This is a genomic window from Flavobacterium olei, from assembly GCF_039749035.1.
GTDB lineage: Bacteria > Bacteroidota > Bacteroidia > Flavobacteriales > Flavobacteriaceae > Flavobacterium > Flavobacterium olei.
Genome location: NZ_JBDKWC010000003.1, coordinates 703,778 through 721,895, shown reverse-complemented (window position 1 = coordinate 721,895; position 18,118 = coordinate 703,778). Strand labels below are relative to the sequence as shown.

Genomic DNA, 18,118 nt, shown 5'->3' with positions numbered 1-18,118 from the left:
ATATATTTGCCATGAAGTCAGATTTAAAGACTTAATCTTTGATAGTTTAATACCTGGAATTAAAATAAAGCGAATTAAATTGTTAGAAGCTGCCAGCCATAGTGAAAAATTATTGGTAAGTGAACTCAGAAATGGTAACGAAAAAGCTTTTCGTCAACTTTTTGATTTATACCACCAGGATATTTATGGTTACAGTATTAGTCTTTTAAAATCAAGAGAAGCGGCGGAAGAAAATGTGCAGGATGTTTTTATGAAAGTCTGGCTCAATCGGGAAAGTCTGAATACAGAACAATCTTTTAAGGCTTATCTTTTTACGATTGCAAGAAATCAGGCTTTTAATGTTTTGAATAAAGCAGCAAATGAAATTCTTTTAAAAGAAGCTGTTTTTTATGAAAGTCAGAAATCACACGAACACGGAGATTATGCCATTCGGGAAGCCGATTGCAAAAAACTCCGAAAGCAAGCTATAAAACAGCTTCCTCCCAAACGACGGCAGATTTTTAAAATGTCCCGAAAAAAAGGAATGAGCTACGAAGAAATAAGTCAGGAACTCGGAATCTCGATAAACACGGTCCGGAACCAAATGAGTAAAGCGCTCGAATCGATGCGCGGCTTTTTTCAACTTCACGATGAAATTATCTAACCAAAACCACAATAATGCCATTAAATCACTCTTCGGAGTGATTTTTTTTTTGATATTAATTCTACGAATTGCCATTCCGTAATCTTGCGTTTCATCTTTGTCAAAGTTTAAAACTTTGACAAAGATTTTTTTTCCGATTTCCAAATAGACATATACATTGAAAATCAGCAATTTAAATTTTCATTAAAACCATTAAATGTTAAATTTTAAAAATTTCCAAGATTTGAGTAGTACTTCAATCGTTTTCGGCTGTATTATATTCAGAACCTCCAAATAAATTAATTCGTAATGAATTCAAATTCTGAAATAAAAACGCTTTTACAAAAATTTGTTCAAAATAAATGTACTCCAGAAGAAACGGAAGAAGTAATTGCTTATTATAAAAATAATCAGCTTACAGACGAATTTCCAACTGTAGAAGAAGTACAGAATCTTTTGGATGAAATGCCAAAAATGGACAGGCAAATCGCAGATACTATTTTCAATAATATATTAGCAGATGCAAAAGAAAAAGAATCTGTTATTGAAATGCCTGCAAGAAAAACAAATTACAGAAAATACATTTCGATTGCTGCTTCTATAATTATTTTATTGGGAATCGGCTTTTTCTACAAACAAAATTTAGTAGACAAACCTGTTGAAAAAAAATTCGATTTTAAAAGTTCCGACATTGTCCTGCAATTAGAAAACGGAGAGGCTCAAATTATCTCTGAACAAAATTCATCTCAGGTTAAAGATGCAAAAGGAAATATTGTTGGAAATCAAAATGGGGATAAATTAGTTTATGAAAACAGTTCTAATCCTGAAAAACTGGTTTACAACACGATTAAAATTCCATACGGAAAAAAATTTCGTCTTCAATTATCTGACGGCACATTTGTGCATCTAAACTCTGGAACAACTTTAAAATATCCTGTGAAATTTATCACTGGAGAAAACAGACAAGTCTTTTTGGATGGTGAAGCTTTTTTTGATGTCGCTAAGGACAAAAAACATCCATTCATTGTAAATGCAGACGAATTAAATGTTCGCGTTTTGGGAACACATTTCAATGTTTCAAACTATCCTGAAGATGCTGCTACAGATGTTGTTTTGGTTGAAGGTTCTGTTGGAATGTACGAATCTCACACAGAATTTGATGCGGCAAAAAACACGATTTTAAAACCTGGTTTCAAGGGAAGCTTCAACAAAGGAAATGCTAAAATTTCGACTAAAGCTGTTATAACAGATATCTACACTTCATGGATTGATGGCGGACTGACTTTTAGAAATATGACTTTCAAAAACATTATTACCAAATTAGAAAGACGTTATAACGTAACCATTATCAATAAAAATGAAAAACTGGCAAACGAGAAATTTAACGCCAGTTTTAAAGAAGAATCTATAGAAAATGTAATGAGTTATTTTAATGACATTCATGGCATTCAGTACACTATAAAAAACAATCAAATACTAATTAAATAACCAAAACCAATGAAATTCTATGAGGAAAAAAAAGTACTAGAATAAAAAAATCGGAAAGAGCTGCGAACAATTTCCGATTTACTAAGTGATTGAATATAACGAATTAACTACAATCAATTAACAAAATTATGAAAAAAAAATCTAAGAATAATGGGTTTCTATACTCATTGTTCCAAAATGACCTAAAATTGAAATTAACTACACTACTTATTTTGGTCGCCATGTTTAATATCAGAGGGAATACTTATGCCCAAAAGACAAAAGTTACTCTGGAATTAAACAATTCAACAATCGAAAAGGTTATTGAGACCATTGAGCAAAAAACTGACTTTAGATTTATTTACAAACTTAACGACATCGATCTGGACCGAACGGTTTCAATTTCTGTAAAAGATCAGTCTATATATGTTGTTTTGGAGAGACTTTTTAAAGGAACTCCTACCGAATTCAAAATTCGTGACACACAGATTATCCTTAAAAAACCCGAACTCAAAACACAGGTAAAAACCGAATTTCAAAAGCAAACGGTTTCCGGTATTATCACCGACGAAAATGGTATGCCGTTACCGGGAGCTTCTGTAATTGAAGAAGGAACAAAAAACGGAATGGTGACCGATTTCGACGGTAAATACAAACTCACTGTCGAAAGCAGCCAGTCTGTAATTATTGTTTCTTTTGTAGGTTACAAAGAAAAAAAGGTTGTGGCCAACCAAAGCGTAATCAACATTCAGCTTCTTCCCGATGCTACTGATCTACAGGAAATTGTAGTGGTTGGTTACGGAACTGCTGCTAAAAAAGATGTAACCGGAGCCGTTTCTTCCATCGCTGCAAAAGACATGAATCAGGGTGCAATTGTTAATCCGTTGCAATTGATTGCCGGAAAAGCTGCGGGTGTAAATATTACGCAATTAGGAAGTGAACCAGGTAATGGACCAAGCGTCCGTATTCGTGGCGTTTCTTCTTTAATTGGAGGAAGTGATCCTTTGGTGGTTGTAGATGGAATTCAGGGAAATATGGATTTATTAAATCAAGTACCGCCAAGCGAAATAGAAAGTTTTGATATTTTAAAAGATGCATCTGCAACAGCAATTTACGGTTCTCGTGGTGCGCCGGGTGTGCTTATCATTACAACAAAAAAGAATAAAGCGGGCAAAACTACTATGGAATACAGCGGTTCAACTTCTTTAGATTTTATTCCGAAAAAGCTGGATATGTTAAATGCAGACGAATGGTGGGCTGCCGCACAAAGCGTGGGAGTGCCGGCATCTGCAAATCATGGTTCGAATACAGATTGGTACGGGCTTTTAACGCAGACGGGAATCAGTCAGACCCATACGTTATCTTTTGGAGGCGGTACAGATAAATTTAATTACAGAGCTTCACTAACAGCTATTATGCAGGATGGAGTTGTAATTAATTCAAGTAATAAAAAATACATTGGCCGCATCCAGGCAACGCAACTGGCACTGGATGATAAATTAAAACTGACTTTTAATTTAAATACTGGTATCAACAATACAACGAGTATTATACAAAGTATCGGAACAGCAGCATATCTGGGTAATTTAATAACAAACGCCTATTTAGTACGACCTACAGATCCTGTTTATAATACAGATGGAAGCTATTTTACAGATCCGAATGTTTTTCAATATTTAAATCCGTATGCAACTGCACAAACGGTTTCTAATAATGCTGAGAATGATAATCTATTTGCAAGTTTAAAAGCCGATTTAGATCTTGCTAAAGGCTTGACCGCAAACTGGTTTGGAAGCTGGAGAAAAACAAATACAACCGACGGTTATTATCTTCCTGTTGCTTCAACAAGCGCTTATGCCATAGATCAAAATGGATATGGAAATGTTAGAAACAGAAGACAAAACGAAAAACTAACGAATTTCAGTCTTAACTATAAGAGAACTTTCGGCATTCATAACATCAATGTATTAGGATTATACGAATGGCAAAATCAAATGTATCAGGGAAATTTTGCACAAGTAAGAGGTTTCATAAATGATGATGCTACTTATAATGCGCTTCAGTTAGGAGATTTAACAAAAATTCGTCCCGGAGATATCGAATCTTATAAAAATGACCGAACATTAGCGTCGTTTTTAGGAAGGGTAAATTATTCCTTATTAGATCGTTATTTAATTACTGCCAGTATTCGTCGTGATGGTTCATCTGTATTTGGAGTTAATAATAAATGGGGTAATTTCCCGTCGGCATCTGTTGCCTGGCAAATTGAAAAAGAACCGTTTATGCGTAATCAAAATTTGTTTGACGAATTAAAACTGCGTGCAGGATATGGAGAAACGGGCAATCAGCAGGGACTTTATCCACAAAACTCTATATCATTGGTAGGAAGTGGCGGAACTACTTATTTTGGTGGTTCACCAATTACAAATTATATTATTACTCAAAATGCAAATGCCGATTTGAAGTGGGAAACTAAAAAACAAACCAACTTAGGTCTTGATTTTGCACTTTTAAATAACCGATTAAGAGGAACTGTTGATGTTTATGATTCTAAAACAGAAAATTTATTATTTGATTACACGGTACCTCAACCGCCTTATCCTTACCCTACTATTAAGGCAAATGTGGGAAGTATTTCCAACAAAGGCATTGAAGTTTCACTTGCTTATGATGTAATTAAATCTGCCAATAGTGCACTTACAATAGCTGGAAACGTTTCATTCATGAAAAATGAGGTCCTTAATTTGAACGGCAGCATAAATGGTGTTCCTTTAAATACCGATTATGTTGGCTGGGGAGCTGCAAACTCTTATTTAGTAAAAGGAAAACCAATTGGAGCCTTTTATATTTTAGAGCATACCGGTAAAAATGAAAATAACGTTGAAACTGTTTTGGATCGTGATGGAAATGGTACGATAGACCAGGGTGCTAAAAGTCCGGATCGCTATTATGCGGGCTCTGCTTTGCCTACGTACTCCTTTTCTTTTAATCCATCTTACCGCTATAAAAATTTTGATGCTGCGTTATTAATGAGAGGTTCGGGAGGAAATAAAATTTACAACGGATTACGTTCAAATTTGAGCCGTTTAGAAAATATTGGTAAATCGAATGTTCTGGCAAGTGCTGTAGATCAGGGAATTTATACTTCTCCGTACGGATCCGATTTATGGTTAGAAGACGGTTCGTTCATTCGTTTAGAAAATCTTACTGCAGGATATACTTTCCGCTTTACAGATAAATATATTGATACTATCAGACTTTCACTTACAGGAAACAACTTATTCCTAATCACAGATTACTCGGGTATCGATCCGGAACTGAACGTAAGCGGAAGTGGTAATCCTGCTGATAACTTTGGAGGTGACAGAGGGATTTATCCTCGTACCAGAAGCGTGGCGTTTGGTTTGACTGTAAAATTTAAATAGTAAAAGACATGAAAATTAAAAATATAGTAATAACAGGAAGCTTATGTTTCCTGGCACTTTTTAGTTGTACAGATATTGACGAAAATGTGTACGATAAATATCCTGCAGAAGATTTCTACGGCACTCCTGAAGGAGCAGACATTGCGCTGGCAAGTGTATATGCTCAAGTTCCGGGTGACTTTGTCAGAGATAATGCTTCGGGAGTTGGTTATGCCGGTGCAGATAATGGCTGGTATGATATGAATTGTATGTCATCAGATGAACAGGTTATTCCGCACAGAAATACTGGTGACTGGCAGCAGGATTTCGCGCGTTTGCACAAACACGAGTGGCTGCCAACAGATTTTATTATAGGAAATACCTGGAACTGGCTTTACAAATCTATTTTCAATGCCAATTTAGCGGTTAGCTTATTAGAGAAATCAAATGCCGAAGCATCTAAAATTGCCGAAGCAAAAACGCTGAGAGCTTTCTTTTATTATTTATTGATTGATGATTATGGCGATGTTCCTTTCTTCACCGATAATAATATTACTGTTGATAAAATTCCGCAATCATCCCGTAAAGAAGTTTACGATTTTATCGTTAAAGAATTAACTGAAAACGTTGAATTGTTGTCTGGAACAAGAGGCGGAAATTACTACGGAAGATTCAATAAATGGGCTGGTTATACTTTATTAGCAAAAGTATATCTGAACGCCGAAGTGTACACAGGAACTCCAAAATGGAATGAAACTTTAGCAGCCTGCAATAAAGTTGCCGAGGGTGGATTTACACTTCACTCCGGAGCTGCAGATGCTGCAAATCCGTTAGGAAGTAAATATTATGAATTGTTCGGGGATGTATTACCGGATGACGAAACCATCTTACCAATTTACGCCACACTGGATGTGGTGTCCCGAAATATTTATGCTGTTCGAAGTCTATATGGAGCACACGCTCAGACTTTATTTGGATATAGTGGTTGGAATGGTACTATTGTGCCTAAAGAATTTTTCTTAAAATATGATGCAAATGATATTCGCAGAAAACAGTTTTTAGTTGGAGAACAGCCAGGCGGTACCAATTATACACTTGAAGTAGCGTCATTAGACAATCCGGGAGCAGATCCGCAGGCAGGAGTGCGTAATGTGAAGTTTTATCCTGTTGCGCCAAGAACCGGCGGAGGTGCTTCTAACGATTTTCCAATCTTCAGATATGCTGATGTTATTTTGATGATGGCAGAATGTAACGCACGTTTAGGAAATGCCGCGGCTGCAAAACCCTTTATCGATCAGATTAGAGTTCGTGCAGGATTAACCGCTTTAGACCACAATCCAACGCTTGATGAAATTTATAATGAAAGAGGTTTTGAATTAAACTGGGAAGGCCATAGAAGACAAGACATGATTCGTTTTGACAAATTTTTATTAGCCAACGAATTCAGACCGGCTTCTCCCGCCTTTAGGAAATTATTCCCAATTCCAACTTCAGCTTTGGATGCCAATCGTGGATTAAAACAAAACCCGGGTTATTAAAAACAAAACGATCATGAAAAAATATATCAGTAAATTACTCATACTAGGCAGTTTGCTTTTTCTGGGTTCGTCCTGCGAAAGCGAGGCCGAATTAACGACATTGAAAGCTGTTAGTTTCCCTTCGGAAATTAGTGTTTCATCAACTAAAATAGTTTTAACAGAAGAGACTGCAGACGATCAGGTTCTGCTGGTCTCATGGCCAGAAGTTACTTTTCCAATTGAAGCGCCTGTTACTTACGCATTGCAATTTGATCTCGTTGGAGATACAAGCGGTGCAAATGCCTGGATGAAAGCTAAACGAATTGAAGTTGGTGCAGATGCTTTGAGCAAAACTTTAATTGGTCAGGAATTAAATAAAATTGCTGTCGATTTAGGACTTCCGATAGATGTTGAAGGAAAGTTGGTCGTTCGTGTCGAATCGGTTATGGATCGTAAAGTCTATTCCAATCCGGTAACGCTTACCATAACTCCTTACGAAAAAAGTGTTGTTTTTGGCGAAATTTATATGCCTGGAGCTTATCAGGGAGAATGGAATGTAGATACTGCAAATTCCTTATCAGCAATCGCAAAAGGTGTTTATCAGGGCTATGTTACTGTTTTACCTGGTTATGGTCCCGTATTTAAACTGAATACCGAAAGAAACTGGGCGCAATTTTACGGAGCCGGAGTTGCAAACACGGATATGGTCAATATGAGCACAAAAGATTTTGCGCTTCCTGGTGAAGGATCTTTCCAGATCAAAGTAAATTTAAATACTTTAAAATGGTCTGCAACTCCGTATTCATGGGGAATTGTTGGAGACGGAACTGCCGGCGGATGGGACAACAGTACACCTATGAACTACGATTACCAGACCAAAACCTGGAAAGTAACTGCCGTTTTGGTTCCCGGAAATGTGAAGTTTAGACTCAATAATAACTGGACAATCAATTACGGATCTAAAAATTCTACAGACGGAATCGCTTATCTGGATGATTCCGGTGCTCACTATGTTGGTGAAGGCGGTACGTATGAAATTACAATGAAAATTAATGATGTTGATCCTGCAAGTCTCGGATATCCTCCAACTTTAACGTATACGATCACAAAAAAATAAATAAAAATAAGTTTAGTTTGGTTTGAGTTTACCTGCCTTTTTTACTTCGAAAGGCAGGTTACTTCTCAATCATTAAAATAAAAAAGTAAATTATGAAATTCAATATAAAAATCGCTTACGGTTTAGTACTTGCATTAGCTTTCATATCGTGCAGTTCTTCTGATGATGACAACACAACTCCGGAATCTCCGTATACACAATATGGAACTCCTTTTGATAAAATGCCAAAAAAAGAAGATGCCATCATTTATCAGGTAAATATCCGCGCTTTTAGTCAGGCTGGAAATCTGAAAGGCGTTCAGGACAGACTGACTCAAATTCAGGAATTGGGTGCCAATGTTATTTATTTAATGCCCATTTATCCTGTTGGAAAAGAAAGAGCAACTGGCGAATTGGGTTCTCCATATGCTGTTAAAGATTATAAAGCCGTAAATCCGGATTTTGGAACTTTACAGGATCTTCAGACTTTGGTTGAAGAGGCACATAAAAAAAATATGGCAGTTGTTTTAGACTGGGTTGCCAATCACACTGCCTGGGATAATGCGTGGATTACACAACATAAAAATTGGTATCAGCAAGATGCAAGCGGCAATATTATTATTCCGCCGGGAACCAATTACAACGACGTTGCACAGTTAAACTTCAACAATCAGGAAATGAAAGATGCCATGATTGATGCTATGTCTTACTGGGTTTACAACGCAAACATAGATGGTTTCAGATGCGATTATGCCGATTTTGTCCCGAATAATTTCTGGTCTGACGCGATCACTAAATTAAGAAAAATCAAAAAGAATCAGGAAATATTAATGTTAGCCGAAGGCTCAAAATACAATCACTTTGCTTCTGGTTTTGATTATATTTTTGGTTTTAATTTCTTTTATACAATAGAACAATTATTCAAAGAAAACAAACCCGCAACAACAATACAGGATTCAAATGCTACAGAATACGCTAATGTTTACGACCCGACAAGCAGAGTTGTTCGATACACCAGTAATCATGACGTAAACCTTTCTGAAGGAACACCATTGGAACTTTTTGGAGGCAAAAAAGGATCAATTGCCACTTTTGTTGTAGCTGCTTATTTAAAATCGATTCCTATGATTTATAACGGTCAGGAAATTGGTTATAATAAAAGGTTGAATTATTTCGCAAAAACCCCAATTGACTGGTCTGTTGCAGATACTGAAATGCTGGCTGAATATAAAAAAATCATTGCTTTCAGAAACTCAAGCAACGCTATAAAAACAGGTGTATTTACCGGTTACAGCAGTGATGCAGTCAGTGCCTTTACGATGGTAAAAGATTCAGAAAAAGTTTTTGTCCTTTCTAATTTAACCGGTTCAACGGTAAAACAATTAATTCCAGCCACTTTAAAAGGAAACTGGAAAGATGCTTTTAGCGGAGCTGCCGTAACAGTTGGTGCAGATGTAACATTAGAGCCTTTTCAATATTTAGTATTGAAAAATTAATACTTAAAGCAACTTTAAAACCTAAATTTGCACAAAATTAAAATAAACATGAATTTTCAATCCCAAAAATCACTGCTTCAAATACGTTTGAGCAAAAAAACATCGCTTTTATTTTTTGTATTTGTGTCCACATTCTGGCTTCAGGCACAAGAAATAACTTCGCCGGACAAAAATCTTTCCTTAAAATTTGAATTAAAAGAAGGCGGCATTCCGTCTTACCAACTTTCATACAAACAGAAACCGGTTATTAAACCAAGTTCGCTAGGACTGGAACTTCAAAATAACGCTTCGTTTATGGATGGTTTTTCTGTTACAAATACAGCACAATCTTCTGTTGATGAAAACTGGAATCCGGTTTTAGGAGAAGAAAAAACAATTCGCAATCATTATAACGAATTGGTTGTCACTTTAGCGCAAGCGAAACACAACAATAGATTTATCCGTCTTCGTTTCCGTTTATTCAACGACGGATTGGGATTTAGATATGAATTTCCGAAGCAGAATAATTTGAGTTATTTTGTAATTAAAGAAGAACGTACAGAATTTCAATTGGCCGGAAACCATAAAATTTTCTGGATTCCGGGAGACTATGATACTAACGAATATGCGTATATGACTTCTAAAATCTCTGAGATTCCTTCGTTGATGAAAAAGGCAACAATAGAAATCAATGCACAACAGCCAATTAAAGAATTATCTGTGCAAACTCCATCCATGATGAAATCGGATGATGGTTTGTACATTAACATTCACGAAGCAGGATTAATTAATTATCCTGCAATGTATTTGGAATTGGATGCTAAAACCAATAAAATGGTAAGTCATTTGGCTCCGGATGCTGTTGGAAACAAAGGTTATATACAAACTGATGGGCACACTCCATGGAGAACGATTGTTGTAAGTGATAAAGCAACTGATATTCTGGCTTCAAAACTTATTCTTAATTTGAATGACCCGACTTCATACAAAGATGTTTCGTGGATTAAACCAGTAAAATATATCGGAATCTGGTGGGAATATTTTGTTGCAGGGAAAAGTACATGGGCTTTTGGAAAAGAAAACAACGTTAAAATGACGGATGATTTTACTAAATTGACGCCAAACGGAAAACACGGCGCTACGACAGAACGTGCCAAAGAATACATAGATTTTGCTTCTAAAAATGGTTTTGATGCGATTTTGATCGAAGGCTGGAACATTGGCTGGGAAGACTGGATCGGCAACTGGAAAGAAGATGTTTTTGACTATGTTACCGCTTATCCCGATTTTGACGTGAAAGCAGTTCACGCTTACGCTGACTCCAAAGGCGTAAAAATTATCATGCATCACGAAACTTCAGGATCGGCTACGAATTACGAACGTCGCCTGGATCGTGCTTTCCAATTTATGAATGACAACGGTTACGATGCTGTAAAAACAGGTTATGTAGGACAGATTATTCCGCGTGGCGAACATCACGACGGACAATGGATGGTGAATCATTACATTAACGTTGCGAAACGTGCTGCCGATTATAAAATTATGGTTAACAGCCACGAAGCCGTTCGTCCAACGGGATTAAACCGAACTTTTCCAAACTGGATTGCTCAGGAATCAGCGCGCGGTACCGAGTTTGAATCTATGGGAGGCTTAGCACCGGATCACACTACAATTTTACCTTTTACACGTTTAATGGGAGGTCCAATGGATTACACGCCGGGAATTTTCCAAACCGATCTTTCTTACTACGGAACAGGAAGTACCCAACGTGTTAATACGACTTTGGTAAAACAATTGGCTTATTATGTGACAATGTATTCTCCGTTGCAAATGGCTGCAGATATTCCGGGAAATTACGAACGTTTTCCAGATGCATTTCAGTTTATCAAAGATGTGGCTGTAGATTGGGATAACAGTTATATTCTGGAAGCTGAACCTGGAGATTACATTACAATTGCCAGAAAAGCAAAAGGTAAAAACGAATGGTTTATTGGTGGAATTACAGATGAAAACTCAAGAACAGCCAACATTACTTTTGATTATTTACCTGCCGGAAAAAACTTCATTGCTACTATTTATGCTGACGCTAAAGAAGCAGACTGGAAACAAAATCCGCAGAAATATACGGTTACTAAAGTTATTGTAAACTCAAAAAGCAAACTGAAACAATATTTAGCTCCGGGCGGTGGTGTTGCCATTAGCATTAAAGAAGGAAATGCTTCAGATTTAAAAGGATTGAAAAAAGTATAGATTAAAATGGTTTTCTTAGCCACGAATTGCATGAATTCGCACGAATTAATTGGTGCTAATTTGTGCAATTCGTGGCTAATTTTAAAACGAATAATTTAAAGCAAAACCAAAATCGTTTTTTAAGGTTATATCGTTTCTGTTCAATGCAGGTTTAAAAGCAAATTTTTCACTAACATTAAATTGCGACAAAGCGGCATCAACATTCGCATCAATTATATTCAAAACATAAAAACCAACAATAAATAAAGCAGACAGATCTCTGTTTCTCTGAAATTGCTTTTGTGCAGAAATCAATTGACTTTCACTTAGTCCGGCCAGAAATTCTGAATCACTTTTTTTGCCTTCCAATCTGCTTTTATATTCGTCTCTGTACAAATTGTATTTTTTTTGATTGTCGATATAAAAATACGTACTTGTTCCTATTGCTCCATAAACCAGTGGGACTTTCCAATACTTTTTATTATAAATCTGACCTAAACCAGGTAATACTGCCGAATAAAATGACGCTTTTGAAGGACGAAGCGGATCAATTGTTTCTGATTGTAATGAATCATTTAAAATAATTTTATCTTTTCCCTGAGCGAAAATTGAAGTTAATCCAAGAAATAAGAAAAGAACAACAAAGTAATTTTGCATAAAAAGTGTTTTGAAAAATTTGATTCAAAGAAAACTTTTTAGTTCTAAGTATTTTCTTAAGTAAAATACAAATAAAACTTAAATATGAGAAAAGTTTTTCCGCCACGAATTCACAAATATTTAAATAAGATTTAATTAATTAGTGAATTCGTGGTGGAAAAAACTCTTTTACTCCCCAAATAATTCCATCAACTCCAAAGCACGTTTTATAGACTTCACATTATCAAATGTCAATAATAAACGTAAACCATTAACGGTTTGTTTTTCCTTCATTTTGCAAAGATTACCATGTTTTTGAACAAAATTCAAAACTTGTCTAAATTTAGAAGATTGATAATAATCTGATTGTTGGTCGGAGACAAAATAGCCAATCATTTTTCCTTGTTTCAGGACTAATTTTTCAATTCCTACTCTGGTTGCAATCCATTTAATTCTAATGCTGTTTAATAGAGAAACAGCTTGTTTTGGCAATGGCCCGAAACGGTCTACTAATTTTTTCTCAAATTCCTGTAAACCGGCTTCGTCTTTTATAGCGCCTAATTCGTTGTATAAAACCAAACGTTCTGAAACATTGTTGATATATTCATCTGGGAATAATAACTCAAAATCGGCATCGATCTGAATGTCTTTTACATATTCTTTGGTATCGATATCACTTTCTTCCGGATATAAATCTTTAAATTCATTTTCCTTCAATTCCTCGATCGCTTCGTTCATGATTTTTTGGTACGTATCAAAACCAATTTCATTAATGAAACCACTTTGTTCACCACCTAATAAATCTCCGGCACCGCGAATCTCCAAATCCTTCATGGCAATGTTGAAGCCACTTCCCAGTTCGCTAAACTGTTCTAAAGCCTGGATACGTTTTCTGGCATCTTCGGTCATTGACGAATACGGCGGGCAGATGAAATAACAAAATGCTTTTTTATTGCTTCGTCCCACACGACCACGCATTTGGTGCAAGTCTGATAATCCGAAATTATTGGCGTTATTAATAAAAATCGTGTTGGCATTCGGAACATCCAATCCGCTTTCGATTATTGTGGTGGCAACCAAAACGTCAAAATCTCCGTTCATAAAACCTAACATCAATTCTTCCAGTTTAGCGCCGTCCATTTGTCCGTGACCAATTCCAACTCTTGCATTTGGAACCAGACGCTGAATCATTCCGGCCACTTCTTTTATATTTTCGATTCGGTTATTGATGAAGAAAACCTGTCCGTTTCTCTGAATTTCATACGAAATCGCATCGCGAATAATCTCTTCATTAAAACCAACCACATTTGTTTCAATAGGATAACGATTTGGCGGTGGTGTTGTAATTACCGATAAATCGCGTGCTGCCATCAACGAAAACTGTAAGGTTCGCGGAATTGGCGTTGCCGTCAAAGTCAGCGTATCGACATTCGCAGCAATCGTTTTTAGTTTATCTTTTACGTTTACACCAAACTTTTGTTCTTCATCAACAATCAATAAACCTAAGTCTTTAAAAACTACATTTTTATTGACCAATTGATGCGTCCCAATTACGATATCCAGTTTTCCTTCTGCTAAATCTTTTAGCGTTTGTGTTTTTTGTTTTGCCGTTCTAAATCGGTTCAAATACCCAATAGAAACCGGCATATCTTTCAATCGCTCCGAAAAAGTTCTAAAATGCTGATACGCCAGAATAGTTGTCGGAACCAAAACCGCGACCTGTTTGCTATTATCTACGGCTTTAAAAGCGGCACGAATCGCAACTTCAGTTTTTCCAAAACCAACGTCACCGCAGACCAAACGATCCATCGGGCGATCGCTTTCCATATCGGCTTTTACTTCTGCCGTCGATTTGGTTTGATCTGGTGTATCCTCATAAATAAACGAACTTTCTAATTCGTTTTGAAGATAGCTGTCCGGTGCAAACTGAAAACCTTTTTCTAATCGTCGTTTTGCATAAAGCTGAATCAAATTGAACGCAATATGTTTGACGCGCGCTTTGGTTTTCTGTTTTAAAATTTTCCAGGCGTTCGATCCTAATTTGTATATTTTGGGAGGAGTTCCGTCTTTTCCGTTGTATTTGGATATTTTATGCAGCGAATGAATACTCACATAGACAATATCATTGTCGGCATAAACCAATTTTATGGCTTCCTGCGTTTTGCCTTCCACCTGAATTTTCTGCAGTCCGCCAAACTTCCCGATTCCGTGATCGATATGCGTAACATAATCGCCTACAGAAAGCGCAGTCAATTCTTTTAAAGTAATATTCTGTTTTTTAGAATATCCGTTTTTGATGTTGAATTTATGATAGCGCTCAAAAATCTGATGATCGGTATACGCCGTAATCTGATTTTCTTCGTCAATAAAACCCTGATATAAGGGAAGTACAATAGTATGATATTGTTTTCTGATGTTCTCTGAATTGGCTTCGTCTAAAGTTTCAAAAATATCATGAAAACGTTTCGCCTGCGTTTCATTCGAACAGAACAAATAATTTTTATAGCCGTTAAAATGATTGTCGCTCAGATTATTCAGCAACAGATCAAATTGTTTATTGAATGATGGCTGCGGCTGAATATGAAATTCGAATTTTTTAGTTGTTTTAAAAATCGGTCTGGAAGCCAGTTCGACAACAGAAAAATCCAAAGCACGTTTTATAAACGAAGCCTGATTTAAAAATAACTGTTCAGGCGTGGCATGTTTTATTTCCTTTGAAAGTTTCTCAAAAGCTTCTTCTGCCCTTACGAACTGTTTGTCTAACTGAGAAAAAAGTCCTTCGGTATTTTGGATGAAAAGAACCGTTTTTTCAGCAATATAATCTAAAAAGCTTTCACGGTTTTCCTGAAAAAGTTTGTTCTCCACATTTGGAATAATCGTGATTTTTTTATGCGTTTGCACTGAAAGCTGGGTTTCTACATCAAACGTACGAATGCTGTCTACTTCGTTTCCAAAAAACTCTATTCTGTACGGATGGTCGTTTGAAAAAGAAAACACATCGACAATTCCCCCACGGACCGAGAATTCGCCGGGTTCTGTAATAAAATCAACTCTTTTAAATTCGTATTCAAACAAAACTTCATTGATAAAATCAATCGAAATTTTATCGTTCAAAGCTACTTTTAAAGTGTTTTTGTCCAGTTCTCTTCTCGTAACCACTTTCTCAAAAAGTGCCTCGGGATAGGTAACAATTACGGCCGGTTTTTTCCTGGAATTGATCCGGTTTAAAACCTCAGCGCGAAGTAAAACATTGGCATTATCTGTTTCATCAATTTGATACGGACGACGAAATGAGGCAGGATAAAACAAAACATCCTGTTCGCCAATCATTTGTTCCAAATCATTTAGATAATAAGCCGCTTCTTCTTTATTGTCTAAAACAATCAGAAAAGGCAATTCTGTTTTCTTAAAAACGGAACGGATAATAAATGAAACGGCAGATCCCAATAATCCGCTAATATTCATTTTTATCTGATTCCCTTCCAGTAAACTATTAGCAATCTGCGCTGCTTTTGGCAAATTGTCGTATGTTGTATATAAGGCGTTTTTACTCAACTTTTGGTATATTTTGATCTAATGGCGGTGCTGAATTTGGTATGGCACGTGCCGTGTCTAACATTCGCAGAAAATCTGCTTCTCCTTCTTCTTTCGGAATTTTGGCTTTTTCGACAATCTTATCCATTTGTCTTTCCAGAGAAATCAATTCTTTATTGATTTCCTGCACCAGAAAAACCACTTTATCATCTGGAATTTTATTTAAATGAATAAACAAATCCAGCATTTTAATTTTTGTAATTAATATAGAAATTCGGCTTCTTATGGCAGGTAAATTAAATTCTGCCGGAATATTATTGTTTAATAAAAGGGCTTTTTTAGAAATTGCCGCCGATTTTTTCTGAAATGCTCCTATGGTTTTTCTTGGCTTATCGCCGATTTCTTTCATAAAATCGCGCCATTCTGCCCAGGAATTTAATTTGCTTTCCGAAATTTCATTAATTGGTTCGTCAATAAATGTCCATCCTTTATTGATATTATTAAAAATAACTTCTTTCTTTTTTGCTTCTTTTTCATTTTCGGCGCGACGTTTCTCATCATCGCTCTGGCATGAAAATAATACAATTGTTAAAAGTAGAAAAAGAGATATTTTATATTTCATTTGTAAAACATTAAGCTACAAAGTTACGAAGTAATTTTACAATTACGAATTCTGTTTTGTGCTACAAATTCGTTAAATTACAGTTGATTTTCTGGAAAGATTTCCCCTATCAAAGGATGAAAAATTCTTTCCAAAAAAAATTACCGCAAGTTCGCAAAGCCAGATGTGCAGAAAGATCTGCAAACTTGTGGTTCTAAACTTTCTGCCATATAAAAATTTAGCGTTATCTAAGGTAGAAAATTAAGCACTCCGACAGAGAAAAACCCAAAGAACAAACTTTTTTATTATTGAATTTATAATTTATACTTCAGAAAAGTCGTTGTAATTGCGAAAACGTTATATTTGTCTTTTTAAAAATCATCAGGAAATGAATCCAAAAATATTGATCATTGGCGCGTGCGGCCAGATTGGAACCGAGCTGACGCAAAAGCTTCGCAAATTGTACGGAACAGAAAATGTAATTGCTTCTGATATTCGTAAACTAAATACTGATGTTGTTAATTCTGGTCCGTTTGAAGTGGTTAATGCCTTAGATTTTAACCAGATTGAACATTTGGTTGAAGTTCATAAAATTACCGACGTTTATTTAATGGCTGCACTCCTTTCTGCAACTGCCGAGAAAAATCCCGCTTTTGCCTGGGATTTAAATATGAATTCACTTTTTCATGTTTTAAATTTAGCGAAAGCAAAAAAAATACAAAAAGTTTTCTGGCCTTCCAGTATCGCTGTTTTCGGACCAACGACTCCAAAAGAAAACACCCCGCAATATACCGTGATGGAACCGTCAACAGTTTACGGAATCAGCAAACAGGCAGGAGAAAGATGGTGCGAATACTATCATAATATTTACGGTGTTGATGTCCGCAGTATTCGTTATCCGGGCTTAATCAGCTGGTCAACTCCTCCGGGTGGAGGAACTACCGATTATGCAGTTGATATTTTCTATAAAGCTATTGCTGATAAAAAATATGAATGTTTCTTATCTTCAGAAACTAAAATGCCGATGATGTACATGGATGATGCGATCGACGCGACCATTAATATCATGAAAGCTCCGACTGAGAAAATTAAAATACATTCCTCTTATAACTTAGCCGCAATGAGTTTTACACCAACTGAAATTGCAGCAGAAATTAAAAAACATATTCCGGATTTTGAGATTACTTATAATCCGGATTTCCGTCAGAAGATTGCGGATAGCTGGCCGGCAAGTATCGACGACAGTTCTGCAAGAGAGGACTGGGGGTGGAATCATACTTTTGATCTGGAAACGATGACAAAGGATATGATTGAGCATTTGAGTTAAATCGCTTTTTAACAGAATTGTTTAATATTTCTATGAAAAATTTCAATTGCCTTCAGCTTTAGCTGGAGGTTTTTTATTGTAAAAAATGAAAGGCTTTAGCCAAACTATCGAGTTTGGCTAAAGCCTTTTTAACTAGTTTGTCATTTCGACTGAAAGGAGAAATCACACCAGAAATTCCATATCAGTTATTGACAATCTTTGGGCTTACGC

11 protein-coding genes are annotated in these 18,118 nt (G+C 36.1%); 8 read left to right on the top strand and 3 right to left on the bottom strand.

Annotated elements, in window-relative coordinates:
* Positions 1–79 precede the first annotated feature (79 nt).
* From ABEB31_RS10835 to ABEB31_RS10805, 7 genes are all read left to right on the top strand, one after another.
* Positions 80–643 (top strand): RNA polymerase sigma factor, encoded by a 564-nt coding sequence (locus tag ABEB31_RS10835; RefSeq protein WP_347051654.1) that lies wholly within the window; start codon positions 80–82, stop codon positions 641–643.
* 288 nt (positions 644–931) lie between these two features.
* On the top strand, positions 932–2,110 hold the full coding sequence (locus ABEB31_RS10830; RefSeq protein ID WP_347051653.1) for a FecR family protein: 1,179 nt from the start codon (positions 932–934) through the stop codon (positions 2,108–2,110).
* A 188-nt stretch (positions 2,111–2,298) separates the two neighbouring features.
* Complete coding sequence (locus ABEB31_RS10825) at positions 2,299–5,514, top strand: TonB-dependent receptor (protein ID WP_347051651.1); 3,216 nt, start codon at positions 2,299–2,301, stop codon at positions 5,512–5,514.
* An 8-nt stretch (positions 5,515–5,522) separates the two neighbouring features.
* Entirely contained in the window at positions 5,523–7,031 is a 1,509-nt protein-coding gene (locus ABEB31_RS10820) for a RagB/SusD family nutrient uptake outer membrane protein (protein ID WP_347051650.1), read from the top strand.
* A 13-nt stretch (positions 7,032–7,044) separates the two neighbouring features.
* Positions 7,045–8,127 carry a SusE domain-containing protein gene (locus ABEB31_RS10815; RefSeq protein WP_347051649.1) on the top strand — a complete coding sequence of 361 codons (1,083 nt, stop codon included), beginning with the start codon at positions 7,045–7,047 and terminating at the stop codon, positions 8,125–8,127.
* A 92-nt stretch (positions 8,128–8,219) separates the two neighbouring features.
* Positions 8,220–9,602 carry an alpha-amylase family glycosyl hydrolase gene (locus tag ABEB31_RS10810; protein ID WP_347051648.1) on the top strand — a complete coding sequence of 461 codons (1,383 nt, stop codon included), beginning with the start codon at positions 8,220–8,222 and terminating at the stop codon, positions 9,600–9,602.
* Between the two features lie 48 nt (positions 9,603–9,650).
* Positions 9,651–11,831 (top strand): glycoside hydrolase family 97 protein, encoded by a 2,181-nt coding sequence (locus tag ABEB31_RS10805; RefSeq protein WP_347051647.1) that lies wholly within the window; start codon positions 9,651–9,653, stop codon positions 11,829–11,831.
* Positions 11,832–11,912: 81 nt separating this feature from the next.
* Here ABEB31_RS10805 and ABEB31_RS10800 read toward each other — a convergent pair whose 3' ends face one another.
* The 3 genes from ABEB31_RS10800 to ABEB31_RS10790 form a co-directional block, all read right to left on the bottom strand.
* On the bottom strand, positions 11,913–12,467 hold the full coding sequence (locus tag ABEB31_RS10800; RefSeq protein ID WP_347051646.1) for a DUF5683 domain-containing protein: 555 nt from the start codon (positions 12,465–12,467) through the stop codon (positions 11,913–11,915).
* Positions 12,468–12,635: 168 nt separating this feature from the next.
* Positions 12,636–16,001 (bottom strand): transcription-repair coupling factor, encoded by a 3,366-nt coding sequence (gene mfd / locus ABEB31_RS10795; protein ID WP_347051645.1) that lies wholly within the window; start codon positions 15,999–16,001, stop codon positions 12,636–12,638.
* Positions 15,994–16,602, bottom strand: a complete 609-nt coding sequence (locus ABEB31_RS10790) for a hypothetical protein (protein WP_347051644.1) — start codon at positions 16,600–16,602, stop codon at positions 15,994–15,996. Before ABEB31_RS10790 ends, mfd begins: the two co-directional genes overlap by 8 nt.
* A gap of 367 nt (positions 16,603–16,969) precedes the next feature.
* On the opposite strand from ABEB31_RS10790, the gene ABEB31_RS10785 reads away from it, so the two are divergent.
* Positions 16,970–17,908 (top strand): L-threonine 3-dehydrogenase, encoded by a 939-nt coding sequence (locus tag ABEB31_RS10785; RefSeq protein WP_347051643.1) that lies wholly within the window; start codon positions 16,970–16,972, stop codon positions 17,906–17,908.
* Positions 17,909–18,118 lie beyond the last annotated feature (210 nt).

What these genes read in the sequence shown, in the direction of transcription:
- ABEB31_RS10830 (WP_347051653.1), top strand. Translation starts at nt 932, where the DNA reads ATGAATTCAAATTCTGAAATAAAAACGCTTTTACAAAAATTTGTTCAA.
- ABEB31_RS10820 (WP_347051650.1), top strand. Translation starts at nt 5,523, where the DNA reads ATGAAAATTAAAAATATAGTAATAACAGGAAGCTTATGTTTCCTGGCA.
- ABEB31_RS10815 (WP_347051649.1), top strand. Translation starts at nt 7,045, where the DNA reads ATGAAAAAATATATCAGTAAATTACTCATACTAGGCAGTTTGCTTTTT.
- ABEB31_RS10810 (WP_347051648.1), top strand. Translation starts at nt 8,220, where the DNA reads ATGAAATTCAATATAAAAATCGCTTACGGTTTAGTACTTGCATTAGCT.
- ABEB31_RS10805 (WP_347051647.1), top strand. Translation starts at nt 9,651, where the DNA reads ATGAATTTTCAATCCCAAAAATCACTGCTTCAAATACGTTTGAGCAAA.
- ABEB31_RS10800 (WP_347051646.1), bottom strand. Translation starts at nt 12,467, where the DNA reads ATGCAAAATTACTTTGTTGTTCTTTTCTTATTTCTTGGATTAACTTCA.
- ABEB31_RS10790 (WP_347051644.1), bottom strand. Translation starts at nt 16,602, where the DNA reads ATGAAATATAAAATATCTCTTTTTCTACTTTTAACAATTGTATTATTT.
- ABEB31_RS10785 (WP_347051643.1), top strand. Translation starts at nt 16,970, where the DNA reads ATGAATCCAAAAATATTGATCATTGGCGCGTGCGGCCAGATTGGAACC.